The sequence below is a fragment of the Niabella drilacis genome (assembly GCF_900101395.1).
GTDB lineage: Bacteria > Bacteroidota > Bacteroidia > Chitinophagales > Chitinophagaceae > Niabella > Niabella drilacis.
On sequence record NZ_FMZO01000006.1, the window covers coordinates 278,032 to 300,398 of the forward strand.

Genomic DNA, 22,367 nt, shown 5'->3' on the forward strand with positions numbered 1-22,367 from the left:
ACGGGCAAAAAGATTATAGGGCAAACGTCAGTAGCGAATGGTCACTTTCCGGCCGGAGATCGCGGTTAAGGAATCCCGGACCTTTGCAGTATCGGGCAACGCCGTATTCAGCCTCATGATGATGGCATACTGCAGGGAATCCACTTTTTCCAGTTCCACCGGCCAGCTTATTTTCTTCAGCTGGTTATAACGCCTGGAAGCCCTGGGTTCCTTTGTGATCTCCAGGACATAGGTGGTGATACCGGGGGTGGCAGTGGCAGCAGGTGCAACGCCGGAATTCCCGGTATTTCCCTGTTGGGGCGCCTGGTTGCCTGTTGTATCCGGTGAAGGGGTATTTTTCACCGGGGACGGCTCCGTTGTTTCACTAACTTCCGACACATTCGACGGTTCCCCTGTTTTTGAATAGAACCAGATCGTTGCGGCAATCGCAATCACCGCCAGCACAATAATAATGATCGCCGGTTTTTTTGACCTTCCGTTACCGGGTTTTTCCTCGATATAGGATTGAGGAACGGTATTCCTTTCGGTGATCGGAACATCTTTCTTCCGGGGCGGAAGAGGGGCCGTGTTGGGTACAAAATCATATGATCCGTCCGCTTTTTTCAGAAGCGTACCGATACCGGTAAAAAGATAGGGTTTCCCCGTATTCAGGAACCGGACCGCATCCTCGAGCTGTGAATTCAGGTCGGATATCGCTAATACGCGCATTTTGCCGGTTTCCGAAGAAACGAAGTCTACTATGGATTCATCAAACCCATCCACCGGCTGTTGCTCAAAACGTATTGCCGGGTACTCCGGGTCTCCATTATTATCCGCATAAAAAACTCCCAGCCCAGGTAAGCTTAACTGCTTATGGGCTAATAGATACTGGGCTAATAGTGATGCTAGTTTCACAAACAATTGTTTGAACTGCAATATATGCAAGATTTGTTACACTTACAAAACTGCTTGTTTTTCATGTACCTTTGAGGCATCATGTATACCAAGGAAGAAGAAGCTTTTATGAAGTACTGGGAAGCCAACCGGCTCAAAAAAAAGCGGTCATTAAAAAATTTCCTGATCAGCACCCCCCTCGGGATCCTGCTGATGATCGGCATTTTCATCAACTTTTTCAGCGGCTGGTATAAAAAAGCCGCCATGGAGGCAAACGCAGACCCCTCTCTTTTTTTAATTTTGCTTATTGCTGGTGTGATCATTGTTGCGTTCATTGGTATCTTTTCGTCTTACCACAAGTGGGATATCAATGAGAACTACTACAAGACGTTGCGAGCCCGTAAAAACAAGAAGTAATTACTTGATTATCAATATTTATTAATTTATTATTTAATTTGAAAGAATGAAAAGAACGTTATTAATACCCGTAATTGCCGTTGTAGCCGCTGTAACGACATTTGCTTCCTGTATGAAAAACAATGGCCCCACCTGCATACCCAATACGCTGCAGCAGGACCGGTCGGTTATTGACTCGTTTATTGATAAAAACCCTTCTTCTGCAAATCTGATGTTCAATTCTACCTATAATCAATATATGGGAATCGTGGAACCAGGAGCAGGCAGTCAACCGAAGGATGACTCATTAATTACATTTAAAGTGACCTATTCTTTACTGGATGGCACTGAATTGGGCACAGATACCTATAGTACTCCGCAGGCATTAAAAGAATTACGAAAAAACAGTAGCGGCGGGTACGAGGACCCTCAGCAGGGAGATCCCAGATTTATTTATTACTACAACATATTATCTTCCTTAAAGGAAGGTGGCAAATACAGGACAATCATTCCTTCATCCTTAGCCGGCGGGTGTCAGACAAGATCCTTGCAAAATGGCAAAACAGTGCCGGGCTCTTCTCAGCTGATCTACGACTATACGCTTACAGACGTAAAAGCGCCTAATTGATTTGAAGCGGGATATGAAAGTACCTATTCTTGTCCTCTTTTTTATCGCAGGTCTGGCGGTGAGTTGTTCTAAATCCGATGACAAGCCTGCTTGTACCAACAAGCTGAGCCTGAGCCGGGACCGCCAGATCATCGATTCTTTTTTGCAGAAAAACGGGCAAAAAGAGCTGTTTCATTTTGATAGCCAGGAGCTGGTCTATTATTATATCGAAAAACCGGGCACCGGCACTACAAAACCGACGATAGATTCCCTGGTTTCCTTCCGGTATATAGGAAGGTTAATGAACGGAACGATCGTAGACTCCCTTACGGTAAAACAGCCTCCTACAGCACCGTTGCGGACTTTTGGCTCCGGCGTCCGCGTTGTTTATGCGATCAGTCAGTTGTCAAAAGGCGGCAAAATCCGGTTGGTGATCCCCTCGTCTTCCCAGTTTGGCTGTTTGCAGGTTGCAGGGGTAAACATTGTACCGCCCAATTCCCAGCTGGTCTATGAATACGAGCTCACCGATATGATCCCCAGTTACTAAAAAAATGCAGTCTTAAAATTCAATACGAAAATAAACACATGAAAAAATGGTTCGGCCTGGCACTGATCGTAAGTACCGCAATGATCGGCTGCCTTAAAAATGATGAGGTAAAACCGTGTACACCCAAAACGGTGGAAAGTGAGAAAGCCGCAATGACAAAGTTTGCCACGGATAGTTCCATCACTACTATGACGGACCCCAGCGGCCTTATGTATGAGATAATAAGCCCGGGCACCGGTGCCACACCGTTGGCCAACAGCAACGTGACCGCTAAATATGTAGGCAGGTTCTTAAATGGAAAGGGGTTCGACTCTTCCTATGTCAGAGACCCGGGCGGAACTGCATTCCCTCTGAATGGTGTTATTACCGGGTGGCAGATCGGCATTCCTAAAATTAAAGAAGGAGGAAAAATCAAGCTGATCGTTCCCTCTTCACTGGCCTACGGGTGCGATATCCGGTACGGGCAAATGGCCAATCAGCCATTGTACTTTTATGTTGAACTGGTAAAAGTGCAATGATAACGGGTTGCCATAACCACCCATAGCATAAAATATACCCCGGTCCGGCCGGGGTTTTACATATAAAGACCCATCTTCCCTGATCAGCAGGCGGCAGCAGGTCCGGGCTATTCTGAAGTACTGCTCCCCGGGAAGCCAGGCGGATGCCTTTCCTTAATCCCGCCATTTGTGTAAATTCGCCACAGAAGGAAAAAAACATCTGAATAATGAACCCGTTATCAACGAATAAAAAAATATACGCAGGACTGGCGGTGTTGCTTGGCCTGGCAATAATCGGCTGTATTAAGGATGAAAACGCTGCCGCCTGCGAACCCAAAGCCGCTGTCAGTGATACCGCACAGATGAAAAAGTTCATCCGCGACAGTGCCATTACAGCAGACAGCAATAAAGCCAACTGGCTGATGTGGCAGGTCATGGATGCCGGTACGGGCACAACCCCCGGGCCAAATAGCCAGGTAACCGTAAAATATATGGGCAGGCTGCTTACGGGGGCAGGATTTGACTCCAGTTATACCAAAAGCCCGGAAGGCGCTGTTTTCCGGCTCAATAAGATCATACCGGGGTGGTACCTCGGGCTTGCCAAAATAAAAGAAGGGGGCCGTATCAAGCTGCTCCTGCCCTCTGCCCTGGCATATGGCTGCGATCCCCGTTATGGTTCCCTCACCAATCAGCCGCTGTTTTTTGATATTGAATTAATAAAAGTCGAAAACTAAGCTTCCTTATTTTCGAAAATGACGGATCGCACGCTTTGTTGTAATTTCGGATAGAAAAAATTGAACTATGCAATACGAACCGATTTCGGTTTTCGATATGTTGAAGATCGGGATAGGACCTTCCAGCTCCCATACCCTCGGGCCCTGGCGGGCGGCAGAGCGTTTCCTGCAGCACCTGGAATTGCAGCAACAGCTCAGCGCTGTAACTGCAATAAAGATTCTCCTCTATGGCTCACTGGCCAAAACCGGGGTCGGGCATGGTACCGATATTGCGGTACAACTGGGCCTCTGTGGTCATGATCCCGTAACCTTCGATGTAGAAAAAATTGATTCCACCATAGCAACGATCAGGGAAACAAAAAGCCTGTTGCTGAACGGGGACCGGCGTATCAGCTTTGATCCCCGTGAGGCCATTGAATTCCTTTTTACGGAAACCTTGCCTTACCATTCCAACGGCCTTACCTTCCTGGCTACATTGAATAATGGAGAAAATATCGCCAAAACCTACTATTCCATCGGCGGCGGTTTTGTAAAAGAAGAAGGAGAAAACGCTGTTTTAAATAATAACATATTGCTTCCTTTTCCGATCGACGACGCCGATGATCTCCTCCGGTGGAGTATTAAAACAGGGCTTTCTATCAGCGAAATCGTGGCCGAAAATGAGCTGGCCTGGAGAAGTGAGGCGGCAACCAACGAAGGGCTTGTAAAGATATGGCAGGCTATGCGCGACTGTATTTACCGCGGCTGTCACAAAACCGGCGTACTCCCCGGGGGGCTAAATGTAAGAAGACGAGCAGCTGCATTAAGCAAAAAACTGCTGGGTGAAGCCCATTATACATCGTACAGCGAGTGGATCCGCCTGATCCGGGAAGGAGGCAGTGATTTTCGCTATACACTGGATTGGGTAAGTTGTTTCGCCCTCGCCGTTAACGAGGAAAATGCCTCTTTTGGCCGTGTCGTAACAGCTCCGACCAATGGATCTGCCGGCGTAATACCAGCCGTATTGCATTACTTTATTCTTTTCTGCACGGATGTTGAGCCCGGCGAAAACAACCTGGATCCGATCCGGAAATTCCTGATGACCGCCGCAGAAATTGGCAGCATCTTTAAAAAAGAATCTACGATTTCCGCAGCAATGGGCGGATGCCAGGCCGAGATCGGGGTATCCTCGTCAATGGCCGCAGCAGCTTTAACAGAAGGGCTGGGCGGGTCGCAGAAACAAGCGATGATGGCAGCAGAAATTGCCATGGAACACCACCTGGGTATGACCTGTGATCCCATTGGCGGGTTGGTGCAGGTACCCTGTATAGAACGGAATACTATGGGAGCCATTAAGGCTATTACCGCCTCCCAGCTGGCCCTGCAAAGCACACCCGATTTCGCAAGGGTATCCCTCGATGATGTGATCAGGACCATGTGGGATACGGCCCAGGATATGAATTTCAAATACAAGGAAACCGCGGATGGCGGGCTGGCAGTAAACGTGCCGCTGAGCTTACCGGAGTGCTGAGTGGGGGTTCTCAGTTTAAAGTTTCACGCTGGGTTCTGACCAGGAACATTGAACGTTGAACATCAGCCTACCCTTCATACCCAACATCCTCCGCCAGGTTTTTCCCATCCGCAGCAGCCGTAGCCAGCTCATCGCAACGATTGTTATAGGGGTTATCCGCATGCCCCTTTACCCATACAAAACGGATCTGGAATTTTTGGGCAAGCTGGTAGTACTGCATCCACAGGTCCTTATTTTTCTTTCCGCCTTTAAAACCGGTACGCACCCAGTTATGCAGCCATCCCTTCGTAACAGCATTCACTACATACTGGCTATCGGAATAAATAGTAACAGGCAATGTTGCTGTTTTCAATACCCGCAGTCCTTCAATTACAGCCATTAGCTCCATACGGTTGTTGGTAGTATGCCGGAACCCTCCCGACAATTCTTTCAGATGTTTTCCATACATCAGCAAAACACCATAGCCACCCGGCCCCGGGTTGCCGCGGGCCGCGCCATCTGTATAAATCGTAATTCCCTGGGATTGCATAACGGGCAAAGATAATGACTGATCACTGATAATCCGTTTATGGAAATTTTCAAAACGGCGCTCTCATCCGGTAAACAGATCAGCGCCCCTGATCTTCATCAACAATATGAAACTCATTATTTACTGCACCATCACTGTGTGCTGCCTCTTGGGTTGTAAGCAAGTGCCATCACCGGTTTCCGCCACAACGGTGCCCGCCTCCGTCAGCAGTAATCCCCGCTCCGTTTCCGCTATTGCACCACCACCCGGCTATATACGCAATGCCCCACCGGTTGCCGGCTTTGGCTTCTATTTAACCCATCTGGAACTCAAAAACAGCAACACCGTTTTCCTGTTCAACGGAGCACCCAAATCCAATCAGCAGGCACAGTATGCAGTGCTGGATATCAGCGTTGGCGATAAAGATCTTCAGCAATGTGCCGACGCGGTGATGCGGTTACGTGCAGAGTATCTCTTCGCTGCAAAACGCTTTGAGCAGATCAGGTTCCAATCGGGCGATGGCTGCTGGATATCCTACAGCGACTGGATGAAAGGAACCCGGTATCGGCTTTCCGGCAGAAAGCTTGTTGCCGTCCGGGGTAAGCCCGTGGCACCTGCACATAGCTCATTGCTACAATACCTCGGGATCGTATTTGCTTACTGCGGCACGGCTACGTTACCGGCCTCCCTCTATAAAAAACAGATAGCGGATATGCAGCCGGGTGATGTATTGTTAAAACCCGGCGCACCCGGGCATGCAGTGATCGTTATGGATATGGCTCAAAATGAAAAAAAAGAAAAAATATATCTCCTGGCACAAAGTTATATGCCCGCCCAGGATATTCATATCCTTAAAAACCCTTCCAGGCCTCACAGCAGCCCCTGGTATACGCTGAATGACAGCCACCGGATCCCCACGCCTGAATGGACGTTTTACAGCAACCAGTTATACGGTTGGAAATAGGAGCGCACCCGCTCACTTCTGTTGGGCAAGCAATCGCTGATCCAGATGAAGATGCCTGCTATAAACAACTTTTACACTTTCAAAATCCGGATGTGCAGGATTTAACAGGTAATTATACTCCTCCTGCATTACGGCAGATGGGACCTTTAAGGCAAGGAACTGCCCCTCCTCCACAAACTGGTCCCCGATATTTTTTAATTGATCAGGCGGTGGATTGCGAAACCACCCTTCAGGAAGCTGTTCCCGGAAAACCTCCTGGATGCTTGTTCCCGGTATTTCCAGGCCAATGATGCAAAGCTCCAGCTTTACAATAGTGGTAATATGTACAACGCTTTCCAGAAGGGCCAAAGACGGTGATGCGGCTGTATACAAAATATATGTGCCCTTGTTATGCCACCGCCCCGGGAAACTTGCAGCACCGGTTCCGCTCAGGTCATCAATATAGGCACATTTGCTAATGCGGTAGATTTTCATTTTTCGTTATTGAGATGGAGGTCTCCTTTCCGGTATGCCATAAAACAGGAAGGCCGGCAGCCGGTTTTGTTATGCAAATATTCCCTGTTCAATACGCCCCAGCTCGTCTGTCAGGAGTTCAATCCCCATAGACGTGTCTAAAAATTCGATGGGTTTTTTTGCCCCCAACGCATCTACGGGAGTGGCCATCCAGGTTTTAAAATTGGCAAGACCATCAAAAACATCAGCGCCTCTTGCATAGAGCCGCGCCAGCTCAATAATACGCTCTGATTGACCGGCATTTAACTTTTGTGCAGGAGTGTACCGCCGTAATGTCCGGTCTGATGTATGAATAATACCGGCTATTTGCGCATCCGACACACCCATTATACGGGCAAGATGATCCAGGGCCTTCTTGGGCAGCCCGTCGCGGATACGATCGATAAAATCGGCGGTATTCCGGACCGTTTTAAAGACAGGATCTTCCTTAAGTCCCATCAGGGTAATCGAAACACCTACATTACCGGGGCTGGTGTAATATGCAGCAGCAGGCTCTTCCAGCAGGTTATCGGGCTTGCTTTCTCTGGGGTGTTTTCTTTTCGAAGATTTCATTTCTTGCTTCTTTTATCTCTGACCCAAATTTACGGTCATTTGTCCGGTTTTCGAAATTTTTCTTCCGGCGCAAACAATGATTCTCTTTTACGCATACGGAAATTCAGATACTACTGGTACAATTGATTTAAAACCCTTAATTTGACACCACAAAACCTGTTTAACAAAATACAACAATGGGCCAACTGATCAGGATCACCGTTTTGCTTTATGGGTTGCTGCTCCCCTGCAAGTCTGTTCTTTGTCAAATAGTGCCAACACAAAAAAAAAGATGGCAGCTCTCAGTGGGTCCAGTGCTGTCGGCAGAAAACTTCCGGTGGTCCATTGCCGGAAATGAACAGGGCCGCAACCCGGATATTTTATCAGAATTGCGTTTGACGGCGCTGAAACGGGCAGGTATTCTTTTAGAGGGAGGTTGCCTGCTGGGTTCCCGTTTCTCCCTCACTGCTGCTTTTGCAGGACAATATGGCTTTTCCGGCCGGGTAACAGATGTCGACTATGCCGGCAATGGCCGGAGTATACCGGTGGCATTTCACCAGTTCGGGAGCCGCGGGGATCATACAGCCGGTTACCGCTTACAAGGTCTCTACCAGGTAATCCGTCAGAGTACCGTCACCATTACAGCCGGTGGGGGCTATTTTATTTCAAAGACCCGCTACCGGACGCAGGAAAGATCGGGTGCCCGTACCAAAGGCATCTATGATGCACAGTGGCAGGGTCCCCTCCTGGCCATGGAGCTGCGGATACAGCTGCCACAAAACTGGATGGCCCTCGCAGGCATAAGCGGACAAAAGCACACCTATAAAGCCCGGGGCAATTGGATCCACCGTACCGATTTCAGTCACCCGCTCAGCTTTATTCATCAGGCAAAAGGGTTGGGTGGCAATGGCTGGCTCGCATTACAGTATCAAATCGGATCACGGGCCTGTTTGCAGCTCCGGGGTTCCCTGCAACAATGGGCAACAGGCAATGGGAAGGATCTGTTATTTATGGCGGACGGCACACAAATCCCAACACGTATGAATGAATCCGTAAAAACACAAATGGAGATGGGCCTGAGGGGCGTATTCAATTTCTGAAAAAGCACTGCCGTGTAAAAATGAGCGTAATGCAATAACCTCAGACACCAAGAGTCCCCTTTTACGTTGTTTCCACCTCCGGCATCTTAGTTATCGGGTAGCTGTTCCCTGTGGATACCATGATGATCGGCAGGGAGTCCCTTACGGTTTTCCGTAATAAAGTTCCGTAGGTGGAAAATACCTTCGTGCAAGGGTTCAGAGCGCGCAATGATTACGGCTGGCCGGAAACCAGCAGGTCCTATGCCGCTTTTGAGGCTCTTAAAAGAAAATACGATCCGGTATGATAGCAAATCTAAAAAAATTCCTGAATGAAGACCAGGATTCCAGGGCAATTGAAAAGGTTGCGGAAAAGCTAAACGAGTTACTCATGAAAGATGAAGAACTTGAATACATAGCAGTACAAAGGAAACCTGCCGTAAATTTATCTCCCGACTGCATTGCGTTAACGAACAAACGGGTGATCTTTTGCCGGCCCAAAACATTCGGCCTGTCAATGGAATTTCAGGATTACGTTTGGAAGGACATTTATGACTGTCATATGAAAGAAGGCATTTTAGGCGCGGAGTTTTCATTAAGAACGGTAAATCGTCAAACCAATAAAATTGACTACCTGCCCAAGGCGCAGGCAAGAAAATTATATACTATTGCCCAGGAGCAGGAGGAAAAACAAAGAGCCTACAGAAGGCAACTTGAACTTGAGGACAAACGGGCCGCAGCCGGAAATATCAGTGTAACAACTGGCGCACAACCGCAACAGGCTGCAACACCACAAACCGACGACCCGCTTTCTGCCTTACAAAAATTAAAAACGCTCCTCGATAATAACTTAATTGAACAATCTGAATTTGATGCTAAAAAAGCTGAGATCCTTAGCCGTTTATAATTTGTACGATGCAGGGCTCACGACAAGGCCCGGGCATATTCCTATCCCAAGGGTATTTGCCTGCCCACAAAAAAACCGCCCGGAGGCGGTTTTAAATATTCTGTATAGATCCCTTTTTAAAAAATATACCGGATTCCCAATTGCATGCTCCAGGTACTTCTTAAACCGTAATACTTATCGTATACAGGCTTGCTCGCATTGGACGGCAGGAAGGTATATTTCCCTTTATCTGCTCCGGCAATAGCCTGATCGGAGTAAGTACCATAATTATAGGTATACTGGTTCCCCCATGAGCTGTTCAGCAGGGAAAGAAAGTTCTGCATATCGAGGCTGATCTGGAAAGTGTGCTTTTTGCCGCCGATAACAGGAGCCAGGTCCTGCAGGAATCTCAGGTCAAGCCGGTTCACCCAGGGTAACAGCGCTCCATAGCGATCCACATAATCGCCCTTGTGTTTCTTTAAGTATTTATCTTTTTCAACAAAGGCCCAGAACGCATCTGCCTGCTGCGCCGGCGTATAGGATTCTACAACCTTACCGGTTTTATCCTTTATATCCAGCTGTGTAAACATGGACTCAAGACCATCCCGGCTGCCTGGAACATATAACAGATCATTGGTGGCTCCGTCACTATTTAAATCGCCGCTATACCGGTACAGATAACGCTCCTGCGAAGAGCCGGAATAGAACAATGATATTGTGCTGGCCAGGCTTTTATTGGCGTACTCAAACCGGTAAGAAGCAAAAGCGGTTACCCGGTGCGGAACACTGTAGGCCGAGTAGCCCAGTTCCGGGTGATTGGGATCATTTATGATCGCATTCTGCGTCCACGAGCTTTGAGACCGGTCTCCGTTATTGGGTGATACATCCTTTGCAATACTATAGGTATATGCAACAGATGCCTGCCAGTTTTGCGAGAACGTTTTTTGCAGCTGCCCGGTAAGCGCAAAAGAATATCCTTTGCTGTTATTATCCATAACGAAAACCTGGCCAACATCTGACAGCAGGCTCTTACTATAAACAGGTCTTGTATCCCCCGTCGCATTGAGCGTACCGGTTGTATTACCAAGGTTTGCATTATAGTGGTACACGGAATTCAGCGTTTTGGAATAGATCCCTTCAATAGTGGCGGTGTAGCCATTGCCGAAACGTTTATCTAAAGCCAGGTTGCTTCTCCAAACCTGCGGAACTTTAAATTCAGGAGCGGTAACACTATAATAAGAAGCGCTTGTATTACCTCCGGCATTCGCAGGTAAAGGATTAGGTACATGTGCAGTCCGGTCCGTGCTGAACGGATACTGGCTCATGTCATATTTAAACGATCCATCCTTGTTTTTATCATATGCATTTGCACTAAACAGTGTGTTCAGTACGCCATTATCGCTCGACTGGTTTACCAGCCATACAAACGGGATCCTACCCGTAAAGATACCGGTACCGCCTCTCAGCACCCAGGATTTATCTTCCGTTATATCGTAATTAAATCCAACTCTTGGAGATACCAGCAACCTTGCCTTAGGCCATACACCAACATCTGCTTTGAAAGGATTTCCATCCCGGTCCCGCAGCGCTGCGGCAGCAAGGGCATCATTTTTAAAGGAAGTGCCCGGGTAGAACGGTATATCAAAACGGGCTCCATAGGTTAGTTTCAGCTGGCTGTTAACCGTAAAATTATCCTGCAGGTAAAACCCTAACTGGCCAAATTTGGCTTCAGCCGGTGTAATCCCTGTACGGTCTGTATTGCTGTAGGTAACGGCATATACAACCGGGGCCGCACCGGTGATGAAATCATTGATAGAAGCAAACCGGTAATAGCTTTGCCCGCCGTAATTAGCAAAAGAGTTAACAAACGTCAGATAGTCAAAGCTGGCGCCTGCCAGTAAATTATGCCGGCCAATGCTCCAGCTGAAATTATCCGATATATTCCAGGTGCTATTGTCCAGGGAATTTTTGTAGGAGTAGATCTCCGAACCAAAAGACATCAATACATTATCCTTATCCCTCATAATATCAACAAAAGGGAATTGCGGACCCGGTGTGCCCCTGTAGTCCCTGATTTTTGTAAAAGAGGCCAGCAACTGGTTGGCAGCGCCGCCTGATAATTTACTGTTAAGCTCCAGCACCCCGGAGTAAACATCGTTGTTTTGCTGATAGTTACTATTGGAAAAGTTCAAACCGTTACTGATAACACTTCCCCCGGATCTGCCATTGGAAAGCCGCGGGTTAGGCCCGCTGCTGGTATTGGTAAGTACATCATCCGATGTCTGGGACTGGTTATAACGGGCAGTAAGGCGATGCCGGTCATTGATGTTCCAGTCTATACGTGCCAGGAATTTCTTGTTCGTTGTGCCAAAGTCATAGCCCTGGTATGTTCCGGGGTCATAGCCTTTTGTCTTCAGGAAATCGCTCACCTTGTTCATATCCTCCTCGGTTACATAATCCAGTACATTCGGGTCTCCCTTTTTGTGACTGGCATTCTGGGCGATCCCTGTTTGTCCGGGAGCAGTCCGGCTCTCATATTCCCCGTTGATAAAGAAGAACAGTTTGTTTTTGATAATCGGACCGCCAATGCTGGCTCCCAGGATATTGGAAGATGATTTCAACTGTTCCGGCAGTTCCTTGCCATCTACTTTCTTCCCGTTGAAGTTCTGGTTCTTATAATAATCATATACGGTTCCGTACCAGTTATTGGTTCCCCTGCGGGTTACCGCGTTAACACCTGCACCCGTAAAACCGGCCTGGCGTACGTCGTAGGGGGCCAGGTTTACCTGCACCTGGTCAATCGCATCAATGGATATCGGCTGGGAAGCACCGCCGGGCAGTGCATTGGAACCCAACCCAAAGTTGTTATTGAAGATCGATCCGTCCACCGTAATATTGTTAAAACGATCGCTCATGCCCAAAAAGCTTCCGCCATTTGACTGGGGTGTCAGCTTCACAATATTCAGCAGACTCCTGCTGAGGTTCGGGAGGTTTGTTATTTGTGTTCTGGAGATATTGGTAGCAGCACCAATCCGCTGGTTTTTCGCAGTTCCGGTTACAACAACTTCGGTAAGTTGCCGGGAGCTGATCGTCAGGTCTACCGCTGCCTGGTAAATTTCACCCAGTGGTATATTAATGTTTGACGAACTATAGGTTTCGTAGCCCACATTTGACACTTCCAGGGTGTAGGGGCCACCCGGGTTAATATTCTGGATATTGAATACCCCCCCGTTCTTTGTGGTAGTGTTGTACACCGTTCCTGTAGGGGTATGTGTCAATACTACCGTTGCTCCTGCCAGGGTTGTATTTTTATCTCCTTTTACGATACCCGTAATACTACTGGTTGTTACCTGGGCATGCAGAAAAACCGTGGATAACAGGACCACAGCTATGAATAGATAAATCTTCTTTAGCATAAAATTGGATTAAGTGATTTCAGGGGGCAAAGAAACACAATAAACTTTAACATTTTGGGCTCTAATATTAACAAATTGTAACCAAAACCCTAACATCTGTTAATTTTTGATCCGGATCAATTTCACCGGCTGCCGGCTTCCTGGTGCAGGGTCAGGCCCTGTACGCTTTTGAAAATTTGGAAACTTTTTTTTTCGGACAAAAAAAAAGTTTCCAGATCCTGGTTCACAGATTTGCCTCGCTGACCCCGCCCTTAAAAAGATCAGCACAGGAAAACGATCTGCACGGCAACAAGTAGCTTATTGGCCCGCCAAAAGAGAATCACATTCAGTTCATTATGTTTCAACCACTTACCGCTGCCCATAGCGAACGGCCTGCCCAACTTCCGGCCCTGCCTCTCCGGCCGGATCTTGCAGCCGGAACAATTAAAACCGGCTTCAATAAAACCGGCCAGTTACCTATGATTGAAAAACTATTGTTAATTTAACGCAGTGTTCCCGGGCTCGCACAACATCAGAAAACCTAAAAAACCACAAAACCAAACCCCGCTTACAATCGTTATCTTTGTATAAATTTCTTCAAAAAATATGTTTGATACAATAGAAAATGCCATTGATGCTATAAAAAATGGCAAACTGGTGATCGTTGTAGATGATGAAGACCGTGAGAATGAGGGTGATTTTATCACAGCAGCAGCCACCATTACACCCGAAATAGTAAACTTTATGGCCAAGAATGGGCGGGGCCTTATTTGCACACCGCTCCCGGAAGAACGGTGCGACGAGCTGAACCTCCCGCCAATGGTGACGAACAATACGGCACTGCATGAAACCGCCTTTACCATTTCGGTGGATCTGCTGGGTAACGGCTGCGGTACCGGTATCTCGGCATCCGATCGGGCCAAAACCATTGAGGCACTCAACAACCCTTTTACCAACCCATCGGATTTAGGCCGTCCGGGACATATCTTTCCCCTGCGTTCGAAAAAAGGTGGCGTGCTGCGCCGTGTGGGTCATACCGAAGCAGCAACGGACCTGGCCCGGCTGGCAGGATTCCCTTATCCGCATGGGGCTGTACTGGTAGAGATCATGAACGACGATGGTACAATGGCCCGGCTTCCGGACCTGGTTGAAGTGGCCAAAAAGTTTGATCTGAAACTGATCTGCATCAAAGACCTTATTGAATACCGCCTGAAACGCGACTCGCTTATTGAAGAGATTGTGCGGGTGAATATGCCCACCCAATATGGCAATTTTACCCTGGTGGCCTTTAGAGATAAGAACAGTAATAATGAACATCTTGCATTGATAAAAGGCGAATGGGAAAAAGACGAACCGGTACTTACACGGGTACACTCTTCCTGTTTTACCGGCGACATCCTGGGATCCCTGCGTTGCGATTGCGGCGATCAGCTGCATAAAGCCATGCAGATGGTAGAACAGGAAGGCAAGGGACTTATATTATATATGAACCAGGAAGGACGGGGTATTGGCCTTATGAACAAGCTAAAAGCCTATAAATTGCAGGAAAATGGCATGGATACGGTTGAAGCCAACCTGCACCTGGGCTTTAAAATGGATGAGCGGGATTACGGAGTTGGGGCACAGATCCTGCGGCACCTGAATGTGACCAAGCTGCGCCTGATGAGTAATAATCCGCGGAAGCGTGTAGGCCTGATCGGCTATGGGCTGGAGATCGTTGAGAGCGTGCCGATCGTGATCACCCCCAATGAGCACAACGAAAAATACCTGCGCACAAAAAAAGAAAAATTGGGTCACGAATTTTAAGATCGGCCCAAAAATAAATATTCTTCCACCAATATCCCGGCATCAACCGCCGGGATGTTTTTTTTGATCGGCTTTAAAAACCGCCGGCCCGTTTTGTGGAATTCCCCGGCAGCCGCATCTTCTCATAAAAGCTATTGATGAACAAGCTCCTGCTGCTGGTTAGCCTGCTCCTCCTTACCGGAGGTTTCGTTTATTATTATACCAGCCATGCAGGCCACAGCACCACACCGGCCCTCATCTCCCCTGCCGCCCATCCGGAAGCCGGCGTTGTTTACAGCCCCCCCGCAGCACAGCTGGCGGTCATTAAAACCATGATCCGGAACCGGCATTTCAATCCGGACCGGGTATTCCTGGTCAACATGCGGCTACCTTCTTCCCGGAAACGCTTTTTTGTATATGATCTCAACCAGGATGCGGTTATCACTTCGGGGCTCGTAACACATGGGCGCTGTAGTGAACGGTGGCTGGAGGGAAGACGGTACAGCAATGAAATGGGAAGCCGCTGTACCTCCCTGGGCCATTACCGTATCGGCAGCTCTTACCAGGGAACCTTTGGACTGGCTTATAAATTATACGGGCTGGACAGCAGCAATAACAAAGCATTTGAACGGTTTGTCGTATTGCATTCCCATGCCTGTGTACCCGAAAACGAAGTTGACTACGAAATTTGCCAGAGCGATGGCTGTCCCACTGTAAGTCCGGCCTTCCTTAAACAGCTGCAATCCATTATTGATACATCTGCAAAGCCCATACTGCTTTCTATTTACGATTCCGGACAGTAACAGGCATACAGAATGAAATGTTGAACTTTAAACCCGGAACCTGCCGGTGGCCGGCGAGAAGTCAAACGTGGAAACGAACATTAAACCTTGAACTTTATCTATCTTTGCGGCCTATGAGTAAAAAAGGAGAAATCGTTTTAAGTGGAGTACGGCCAACCGGGCAACTCCATTTAGGAAATTATTTTGGAGCATTGCGGAATTATGTAAAAATGCAGGAGGAATACAATTGCTATTTTTTTATAGCCGATCTGCATTCGCTTACCACACATCCCGATACAAGGGAATTAAGAGAACATATACTTTCGGTTACTTCATACTACCTGGCCAGCGGGCTGGATCCGGATAAATGCGTATTGTATTGTCAAAGCGACCTGCCGCAAACCACAGAACTGTACCTTTATTTAAACATGCTGGCCTATAAAGGAGAGCTGGAAAAAACCACCACGTTTAAAGACAAGATAAAACAGCACCCGGAAAATGTAAATGCCGGGCTGCTGACCTACCCCGTGCTGATGGCTTCTGACATCCTCATTCACCGCGCACATTACGTGCCTGTAGGTAAGGACCAGGAACAGCACCTGGAAATGACACGCACCTTTGGCAACCGCTTCAATCATCGCTATGGCGAAGTATTTCCGGAGCCAAAGGCATTCAACTACGGAGCACAGCTCCTGAAGGTACCCAGCCTGGACGGCGCGGGGAAAATGAGCAAAAGCGAGAACCAGTATGCCACGATCTATTTGTCAGATGATGATGACCTGATCCGCAAGAAAGTAATGAAAGCAAAAACGGATTCCGGTCCCACGGAACCCAATTCCGAAAAACCGGATTATATTGTCAATATTTTTGACATGATGAAGCTGGTAAGCGACCCCTCCGCTATTGAAAAGTACGAAGCAGATTTTAACGCCTGTACCATTCGTTACGGCGATCTTAAAAAGCAGCTGGCGGAAGATATGGTACGTTTTATCAGCCCCATCCGGGAAAAAGCAAAAGCCATCCGGGAAGATGAACGGGCGCTGAGCATTATTTTAAAAGTAGGTGCACAAAAGGCCGCCGAAAATGCAGAAAAAACAATGCAGATGGTTCGCCAGGCCATGGGCTTGAAATACTTTTAAGAAAAATAAACCCATTTAAAAAAGAATGGTTACTTTTCACAACAAAACCGTTCTTCCTATCACCTTCTTTATATGGCTAAATCGAAATCCAAACCCAAGCATATCGCCATAGCGGGCAACATTGGTGCCGGTAAAACCACGTTAACGGAGATGCTGAGCAAGCATTATAAATGGATCCCCAACTTTGAAGATGTGGATCACAACCCGTACCTGATGGACTTTTATGATGATATGCCCCGCTGGAGCTTTAACCTCCAGATTTATTTCCTGAACAGCCGGCTAAAGCAGTTACTCGATATCCAGAACGGTACGGAAACCGTGATACAGGACCGCACGATCTATGAGGATGCCAATATTTTTGCGCCCAACCTTCATGAAATGGGCCTGATGAGCAAGCGGGATTTTGACAACTACTACCAGTTTTTTCAGACTTTGAAATCGATGGTACGCCCACCGGACCTCATGATCTACCTGAACGCTTCGGTACCTACGCTTGTAGGGCAAATTCAGAAACGCGGCCGGGAATATGAAGAGAATATACGTCTCGACTACTTAAAGCGGTTGAATGAATACTATAACAAATGGATCGGCTCCTACAAAGAGGGCAAACTGCTGATCATTGATGTAGACAAAAATAATTTTGCCGACAATAATGAGGATTTTGGAAAGATCATCTCCAAGATCGATGCGCAGTTATACGGTTTATTTTAAGCGGGGATCAATACGCTTCTAATTGCCATTTTACGCCAAAATAATTGAGGCTGTCTTACTGATGAAGACAGCCTCTTTTTATTTGGCAGGGTAGTTCAAAAGGCGCTGTATGACGTCAGGATGAACAGCGGTCACCATCCCGGTGTTTGCTTATACGCACCACCGCTGAGGTTGATCTCATCCGGTGCTATAGGCCAGGCCATTTTTGACTGGGTATAATTACGGGCCGGCCAAACCTGCTGAATCGTATAGGGCGATGCAGGATTTGATTTATCCGCATGGATACGCCCATGCAACGGCGCATTGATCTTGGCCACATCATTCCAGCGTTTCAGATCCATCAGCCGGTCTGTCCACTCACAGGCCAGCTCGCAGCGGCGCTCGTGTTTCAGATCGTTGAGTGTTGGGTTCGCTATCGGCAACAGGCCAACCCTTGCCCTTACTTCATTCAGCGGGGCTGCAGCATCACCGTTCTTACCCTGCTGGATCAGGGCTTCCGCTTTAAACAAAAGGATCTCTGCATAGCGCATCAGGGGCAGGTTCAATGAAGTTGTGGGATAATCCCCGTTCTGGTTGATCTTGTCATTTGTTTTAGGATCACTGTTGGACCCATAGCTATAGGGTTCCATGTATTTATTGATCTGGAAGCCGGACAGGCTGTTGGTAGAAGAATAGCTTCGCTGCACTCCAAAAAAAGTGAACTTATCACCAAACTTCAAAATGGTCACTTCCCTGCGGGGATCAGTCGCTTCATATTCATCATAGAGTTCCTCGGTGGGCTGAAAATAGCCCCAGCCGTTATAGACGCCCCAACCTTTATTTTCCAGTACTACCCCGGGAAACTCCGACCCGCCAAGGGTTCCGGAGGTCACGGACCAGATGTACTCACTGCTCCAGTTATTGGCAACCGCAAATACGGCTTTATAATTATCCCTGAAGGTAGGTTTCCCGGTGATCAATGCCCTCCCGCATTCATTTTTGATCCGGTCGCAGATCGGGGGGATCAATGCCCATTTGCTGGCATCAAACTGCGCCCAGTAAGCATAGGTCTTTACAAGATATCCCAGGGCGGCAGCCTTATGCGCCCTTCCTTTGTTGGCATCGTCATAGGTGCTGAACAGCGGTAACAGGTCGGCGGCTTTTTGCAGGTCTGCAGCAATGGCTGCATAGTTATCCGTAACCGATTTTAACTGGGGAAGCATCCGTTTACCAAACTCGGGATTTTCCACGGCGTCGTAGGGTACCCCCTGGTCCTTATGCCCCCAGAGATAAGCCAGCCAGAAGTGCGCAAAAGCCCGCATAAAATAAGCTTCGCCCTGCACCCGTTTTTTCAGGTCATCTGAAATATTGGTGGCGTTTGCTGCACCGGCGATCGCCTGGTTGGCCTTATTCATCGTCCAGTAAAGATCATTCCAGCCATCCTTCATATAACCTTCGTTACCGGTACATATAAAGTTCTTAATATTTTCACCATCAGCCTTGGAGCGGCCTACGATCAGGTCATCGCTGGCATCCTGCATCCAGAATAGGTTCCGCCCCCAGGTGCCTTCGCTCTTCATCCGTACATATAAAGCGCCAATGGCTTCGTTCACATTCTTTTCGCCATCCCATTGATACGCTGTGGAAGCCTGCCCCTGCGGCTTTGAGTCTACCCAGTTCTTGCTGCAGGAAGCCAGTAACGATACGACCACGAACAATATGGAAGTAAATTTATAGCTCATATACTGATTTTAATTTTCTGTTTAACAATTTTTAAAATGTCAGGCGCACCCCCGCTGCATAGATCCTTGACACAGGGAACTGACCGCCGTCAAATCCAAAGCCGCCTACTTCCGGGTCCATGCCGGAATATTTGGTAATGGTGAGCAGGTTATCTCCGCTCACATATACGCGCAGTTTCATATTGCGGTACAGTTTATTAAAATTATACCCCAGCACCAGGCTTTTCAGCCGCAGGTAATTCCCGTTTTCCAGGTACCAGTCAGAAGGGGTCTGGAAATTCTTGTTCGGATCATTGGCCGAAATACGTGGGATATCCGACCCCGTATTGGTGGGCGACCAGGCATCCAGTATCTTATCCCAGCGGTTATATCCCTGCTCCGATGCATTGAGGGTAGACTCCTTAAATACATGGAACAGCTTTACACCGCCCACGCCCTGCCAGAACATGCTGAAATCAAAATTTTTCCATCCGGCATTGGCGGTAAAACCATAAGTGATCTTCGGGAAGGCATTGCCCATAAACACCCGGTCGTCATCATTTAGCTTGCCGTCGCCATTCTGGTCAATAAATTTAAGATCGCCTGCTTTGGCTTCTCCCTGGATCCGTTTGCCATCCGGACCTACATAGGCGGCAGCCTCCGCGTCGGTTTGAAAGATCCCCCCCGTTTTATACAGCCAGAACGAATTGTAGGGCTGACCTACCACAGAGCGATAAGCCTGCATGGTACCCCGCCATGTTGGACCGTCGTTCCAGGATGAGCTCGGGTTTTCATCAATATATACTACCCGGTTCTTCAGGGTTGCAAAGTTCCCGTTCAGGTCATAGGTAAGATCATTGATCTGGCCCCGCCAGGTGGCACTGAACTCAAAACCGGTATTCTTGATCCTTCCCTGGTTAATAAAGGGGGCGCCAAACCCCATGGCTACCGGCCAGTTGTTGCTTTGTTTGGTGATCAGGTCAATGGTAAGCTTGTCAAAATAATCGGCAGTAATCGTCAGCCGGTCCTGTAACAGGCCGATATCGATACCGATATCTTTTTGCTCCGAGCTCTCCCAGTTCAGCTTCGGATTGTATTGCTCGTTCTGGAAATACACAAAAGTTTGCTGACCGCCATTTCCTACCTGGTACATATTATCCCTCGAAAGGCCGGGATAGCCATAATAATAGTTGCCAATAGAATTAATATTTCCAATACGCCCCCAACTGGCGCGGATCTTCAGCAGGTCCACCGCATCGGCTTTGAAAAAAGGTTCCGAACTGATCTTCCAGGCGGCTGTTACCCCCGGAAAATATTTGGAGCGGTTGTTTACCGGTAGCCGTTGTGCTATATCGTTCCGCAGGCTGGCCGTCATAAAATAGCGGTCGGCCCAGCTGTACGACAGGCGTCCCACATAAGAGAGGTTGCGATCCTGCCAATCCCAGTCGCTGGGGAGCACATCGGTAAAATTACCCGCAAAGGCAAAGAACTGCGCCCAGCTTACTTCGTTATCAAATGTTTTTGCCGAAGCGCTGAAGCCTTTAGCCCCGTTCTGCTGGGCTGTGGTGGAAAGCATCAGCCCCAGGCTGTGCTGGTTAAATACCCGCGCATAGTTCAGCGTATTTTCCCATATCCAGTTGTTCCGTTTATCTGTAAGATAATCCAGCTGGTTGGCGTTATTGGGTTTGCCCGGCTCTGTACGGCGGGGTATAAAGTTTTTGTACAGCGATTGTCCCTGGCGGTAAGAAAAACGGGAAATAAAGGAAAGCCCGCGTGTGAGCAGGTTATTGACCGCTAACTCAGAAACCGACTGTATATCCAGTGTTTTATTATCGGGCTTATTCCGCAGCAGGGTAGCCACCGGGTTTACCACATCACCATGAATACCCAGGTACGCCGATTCACGCGGGCCTACACCGCCAAAGCTGCCATCCGCATAATACGCAGTGGCCGAGCGCGGCATATAGATCGCCGACAGGATGGTACCATCATAACCGCTTTCCGTTAAAGTACCGCGGCTACTGCTGTTATTATAAAACAACTCCTGCCGGAATTTCACATTCGGGGCGATCTGGTAGCCCGCATTAAACCGCAGCGACATATTTTTCCCAAAAGTGTTCAGCAGTGTGCCCTGGTTTTCCTCGTAGCGCCCCTGGAACAGGGTACTGAATTTCTCCGTACCGGCATTGACGGTTACAATATGGCGCTGGATCAACCCGGTACGGAAAATGGACCCGATCCAATCGGTACGGGTTTCCTGTGCATAGGGGTTTTTAGCAGCGTTCCATCCATCCAGCGGCTGGGAGCCGGCATTGGCTGCCGCCAGGTTGGCCACTTCCGCTTCCTTTTGCCCGGTTAAGGATTGTGGCAGGCGCCAGGCTTTTTTCGCACCGGCAAAGCCTGTATATTCTACCGTAGGGTCCCCTTTTTTTGCCTGCCTTGTAGTAACAAGGATCACTCCGGCAGCACCGGAAAAAGCCCCATAGATCGCAGCCGAAGCCGCATCCTTCAGGATCGTGACCGACTCTACATCCGCCGGGTTATAAGGCGCGCCGGGCACCCCGTCTACCACGTATAGCGGACTTTCACCGCTCCGGTTACCGATCCCCCGGATCACCACTTTTGCACCACGATCGGGGTGCCCTCCGTCATTGGTTACCGTAATACCCGGCACCTTTCCCTGCATCATGTTTTCTACATTCAGCACCGGCCTGCTTTTGGCCTGCTCCAGGTCGGGAACCGTTGCCACGGCCGCCGAAAGATCCTTCTTTCGCATAGAACCGTAACCAATGACCACTACCTTATCCAGCGCACTGCCGCTGGGTCGCAGCTCCACACTGATAGAAATGCGGCTGGCTGCAGTTACTTCATACCCCTCCAGGGTATCGGCCTCATACCCCACATAACTCACAATAAAACGATACCCCGGGCCCAGGGGAATATTACTGAACTGAAAGATACCGTTCTGGTTGGTTACCGTCATTAATCCCGGCACGAGCTTTTCTGCTCCCTTGCTTTTCTCAAGAACTACGGAAGCCCCCGCAAGCGGCTCTCCTTTCTCATTTTTTACCACCCCCGTTGCCGAGTTGGTTCCGTCGCCTTGCCCAAATGAAATGTATGGGGCACAGACAAGCCATAGCAGTACGATGCGTAATTGCTTCATAAGAGATGTTGATTTAATTTTTCTTCTTTAAAATTCCAACCTCCTTGCGG

20 protein-coding genes are annotated in these 22,367 nt (G+C 48.4%); 13 read left to right on the forward strand and 7 right to left on the reverse strand.

Annotation, left to right across the window (positions count from 1 at the left end):
- Positions 1–27: 27 nt before the first annotated feature.
- Complete coding sequence (locus tag BLS44_RS13190) at positions 28–894, reverse strand: hypothetical protein (RefSeq protein WP_245729207.1); 867 nt, start codon at positions 892–894, stop codon at positions 28–30.
- Positions 895–975: 81 nt separating this feature from the next.
- Between BLS44_RS13190 and BLS44_RS13195 the strand changes: the two genes are divergently transcribed.
- The 6 genes from BLS44_RS13195 (at position 976) to BLS44_RS13220 (ending at position 5,164) form a co-directional block, all read left to right on the forward strand.
- Complete coding sequence (locus BLS44_RS13195) at positions 976–1,290, forward strand: hypothetical protein (RefSeq protein ID WP_090390546.1); 315 nt, start codon at positions 976–978, stop codon at positions 1,288–1,290.
- A gap of 46 nt (positions 1,291–1,336) precedes the next feature.
- Positions 1,337–1,897, forward strand: a complete 561-nt coding sequence (locus tag BLS44_RS13200) for an FKBP-type peptidyl-prolyl cis-trans isomerase (protein WP_090390547.1) — start codon at positions 1,337–1,339, stop codon at positions 1,895–1,897.
- A 13-nt stretch (positions 1,898–1,910) separates the two neighbouring features.
- A complete protein-coding gene (locus tag BLS44_RS13205) occupies positions 1,911–2,423 on the forward strand; it encodes an FKBP-type peptidyl-prolyl cis-trans isomerase (protein WP_143019759.1) in 513 nt (170 codons plus the stop codon).
- Positions 2,424–2,461: 38 nt separating this feature from the next.
- A complete protein-coding gene (locus BLS44_RS13210; RefSeq protein WP_090390549.1) occupies positions 2,462–2,941 on the forward strand; it encodes an FKBP-type peptidyl-prolyl cis-trans isomerase in 480 nt (159 codons plus the stop codon).
- A gap of 206 nt (positions 2,942–3,147) precedes the next feature.
- The gene (locus BLS44_RS13215) at positions 3,148–3,654 is read left to right on the forward strand and encodes an FKBP-type peptidyl-prolyl cis-trans isomerase (protein ID WP_090390550.1); all 507 of its coding nucleotides are present in this window, start codon (positions 3,148–3,150) and stop codon (positions 3,652–3,654) included.
- Between the two features lie 67 nt (positions 3,655–3,721).
- Positions 3,722–5,164, forward strand: coding sequence for an L-serine ammonia-lyase (locus BLS44_RS13220; RefSeq protein ID WP_090390551.1), 1,443 nt, complete (start codon positions 3,722–3,724; stop codon positions 5,162–5,164).
- A gap of 67 nt (positions 5,165–5,231) precedes the next feature.
- On the opposite strand, the gene rnhA is transcribed toward BLS44_RS13220, so the two are convergent.
- Entirely contained in the window at positions 5,232–5,693 is a 462-nt protein-coding gene (gene rnhA, locus BLS44_RS13225; protein WP_090390552.1) for a ribonuclease HI, read from the reverse strand.
- Positions 5,694–5,799: 106 nt separating this feature from the next.
- Between rnhA and BLS44_RS13230 the strand changes: the two genes are divergently transcribed.
- Complete coding sequence (locus tag BLS44_RS13230) at positions 5,800–6,636, forward strand: DUF4846 domain-containing protein (RefSeq protein ID WP_090390553.1); 837 nt, start codon at positions 5,800–5,802, stop codon at positions 6,634–6,636.
- Between the two features lie 12 nt (positions 6,637–6,648).
- Here BLS44_RS13230 and BLS44_RS13235 read toward each other — a convergent pair whose 3' ends face one another.
- On the reverse strand, positions 6,649–7,110 hold the full coding sequence (locus BLS44_RS13235; protein ID WP_090390554.1) for an RES family NAD+ phosphorylase: 462 nt from the start codon (positions 7,108–7,110) through the stop codon (positions 6,649–6,651).
- Positions 7,111–7,179: 69 nt separating this feature from the next.
- Positions 7,180–7,701 (reverse strand): type II RES/Xre toxin-antitoxin system antitoxin, encoded by a 522-nt coding sequence (parS, locus tag BLS44_RS13240; protein ID WP_090390555.1) that lies wholly within the window; start codon positions 7,699–7,701, stop codon positions 7,180–7,182.
- A 284-nt stretch (positions 7,702–7,985) separates the two neighbouring features.
- On the opposite strand from parS, the gene BLS44_RS13245 reads away from it, so the two are divergent.
- Positions 7,986–8,780 carry a hypothetical protein gene (locus BLS44_RS13245; RefSeq protein WP_143019760.1) on the forward strand — a complete coding sequence of 265 codons (795 nt, stop codon included), beginning with the start codon at positions 7,986–7,988 and terminating at the stop codon, positions 8,778–8,780.
- Positions 8,781–9,147: 367 nt separating this feature from the next.
- Positions 9,148–9,663, forward strand: coding sequence for a PH domain-containing protein (locus BLS44_RS26810; protein WP_245729208.1), 516 nt, complete (start codon positions 9,148–9,150; stop codon positions 9,661–9,663).
- A gap of 116 nt (positions 9,664–9,779) precedes the next feature.
- Here the strand turns inward: BLS44_RS26810 and BLS44_RS13255 are convergent, their stop codons facing one another.
- Positions 9,780–13,058, reverse strand: coding sequence for a TonB-dependent receptor (locus tag BLS44_RS13255; protein ID WP_090390558.1), 3,279 nt, complete (start codon positions 13,056–13,058; stop codon positions 9,780–9,782).
- 585 nt (positions 13,059–13,643) lie between these two features.
- On the opposite strand from BLS44_RS13255, the gene BLS44_RS13260 reads away from it, so the two are divergent.
- The 4 genes from BLS44_RS13260 to BLS44_RS13275 all read left to right on the forward strand — a co-directional run bounded on the left by BLS44_RS13260 (position 13,644) and on the right by BLS44_RS13275 (position 17,454).
- Complete coding sequence (locus tag BLS44_RS13260; protein WP_090390559.1) at positions 13,644–14,843, forward strand: bifunctional 3,4-dihydroxy-2-butanone-4-phosphate synthase/GTP cyclohydrolase II; 1,200 nt, start codon at positions 13,644–13,646, stop codon at positions 14,841–14,843.
- A gap of 137 nt (positions 14,844–14,980) precedes the next feature.
- Complete coding sequence (locus BLS44_RS13265; RefSeq protein WP_245729209.1) at positions 14,981–15,625, forward strand: murein L,D-transpeptidase catalytic domain-containing protein; 645 nt, start codon at positions 14,981–14,983, stop codon at positions 15,623–15,625.
- Positions 15,626–15,738: 113 nt separating this feature from the next.
- Positions 15,739–16,743 carry a tryptophan--tRNA ligase gene (gene trpS / locus BLS44_RS13270; RefSeq protein WP_090390560.1) on the forward strand — a complete coding sequence of 335 codons (1,005 nt, stop codon included), beginning with the start codon at positions 15,739–15,741 and terminating at the stop codon, positions 16,741–16,743.
- Positions 16,744–16,815: 72 nt separating this feature from the next.
- Positions 16,816–17,454, forward strand: coding sequence for a deoxynucleoside kinase (locus BLS44_RS13275; RefSeq protein ID WP_090390561.1), 639 nt, complete (start codon positions 16,816–16,818; stop codon positions 17,452–17,454).
- A gap of 131 nt (positions 17,455–17,585) precedes the next feature.
- Here the strand turns inward: BLS44_RS13275 and BLS44_RS13280 are convergent, their stop codons facing one another.
- The gene (locus tag BLS44_RS13280) at positions 17,586–19,175 is read right to left on the reverse strand and encodes a RagB/SusD family nutrient uptake outer membrane protein (protein ID WP_090390562.1); all 1,590 of its coding nucleotides are present in this window, start codon (positions 19,173–19,175) and stop codon (positions 17,586–17,588) included.
- Positions 19,176–19,206: 31 nt separating this feature from the next.
- Positions 19,207–22,317 carry a SusC/RagA family TonB-linked outer membrane protein gene (locus tag BLS44_RS13285; protein WP_090390563.1) on the reverse strand — a complete coding sequence of 1,037 codons (3,111 nt, stop codon included), beginning with the start codon at positions 22,315–22,317 and terminating at the stop codon, positions 19,207–19,209.
- Between the last annotated feature and the right edge of the window lie 50 nt (positions 22,318–22,367).

Bases quoted from the DNA above. Each gene is read 5' to 3' on its own strand.
- BLS44_RS13195 (WP_090390546.1), top strand. From the start codon at position 976: ATGTATACCAAGGAAGAAGAAGCTTTTATGAAGTACTGGGAAGCCAAC.
- BLS44_RS13200 (WP_090390547.1), top strand. From the start codon at position 1,337: ATGAAAAGAACGTTATTAATACCCGTAATTGCCGTTGTAGCCGCTGTA.
- BLS44_RS13205 (WP_143019759.1), top strand. From the start codon at position 1,911: ATGAAAGTACCTATTCTTGTCCTCTTTTTTATCGCAGGTCTGGCGGTG.
- BLS44_RS13210 (WP_090390549.1), top strand. From the start codon at position 2,462: ATGAAAAAATGGTTCGGCCTGGCACTGATCGTAAGTACCGCAATGATC.
- BLS44_RS13215 (WP_090390550.1), top strand. From the start codon at position 3,148: ATGAACCCGTTATCAACGAATAAAAAAATATACGCAGGACTGGCGGTG.
- BLS44_RS13220 (WP_090390551.1), top strand. From the start codon at position 3,722: ATGCAATACGAACCGATTTCGGTTTTCGATATGTTGAAGATCGGGATA.
- rnhA (WP_090390552.1), bottom strand. From the start codon at position 5,693: ATGCAATCCCAGGGAATTACGATTTATACAGATGGCGCGGCCCGCGGC.
- BLS44_RS13230 (WP_090390553.1), top strand. From the start codon at position 5,800: ATGAAACTCATTATTTACTGCACCATCACTGTGTGCTGCCTCTTGGGT.
- BLS44_RS13235 (WP_090390554.1), bottom strand. From the start codon at position 7,110: ATGAAAATCTACCGCATTAGCAAATGTGCCTATATTGATGACCTGAGC.
- parS (WP_090390555.1), bottom strand. From the start codon at position 7,701: ATGAAATCTTCGAAAAGAAAACACCCCAGAGAAAGCAAGCCCGATAAC.
- BLS44_RS26810 (WP_245729208.1), top strand. From the start codon at position 9,148: ATGAAAGATGAAGAACTTGAATACATAGCAGTACAAAGGAAACCTGCC.
- BLS44_RS13255 (WP_090390558.1), bottom strand. From the start codon at position 13,058: ATGCTAAAGAAGATTTATCTATTCATAGCTGTGGTCCTGTTATCCACG.
- BLS44_RS13260 (WP_090390559.1), top strand. From the start codon at position 13,644: ATGTTTGATACAATAGAAAATGCCATTGATGCTATAAAAAATGGCAAA.
- BLS44_RS13265 (WP_245729209.1), top strand. From the start codon at position 14,981: ATGAACAAGCTCCTGCTGCTGGTTAGCCTGCTCCTCCTTACCGGAGGT.
- trpS (WP_090390560.1), top strand. From the start codon at position 15,739: ATGAGTAAAAAAGGAGAAATCGTTTTAAGTGGAGTACGGCCAACCGGG.
- BLS44_RS13275 (WP_090390561.1), top strand. From the start codon at position 16,816: ATGGCTAAATCGAAATCCAAACCCAAGCATATCGCCATAGCGGGCAAC.
- BLS44_RS13280 (WP_090390562.1), bottom strand. From the start codon at position 19,175: ATGAGCTATAAATTTACTTCCATATTGTTCGTGGTCGTATCGTTACTG.
- BLS44_RS13285 (WP_090390563.1), bottom strand. From the start codon at position 22,317: ATGAAGCAATTACGCATCGTACTGCTATGGCTTGTCTGTGCCCCATAC.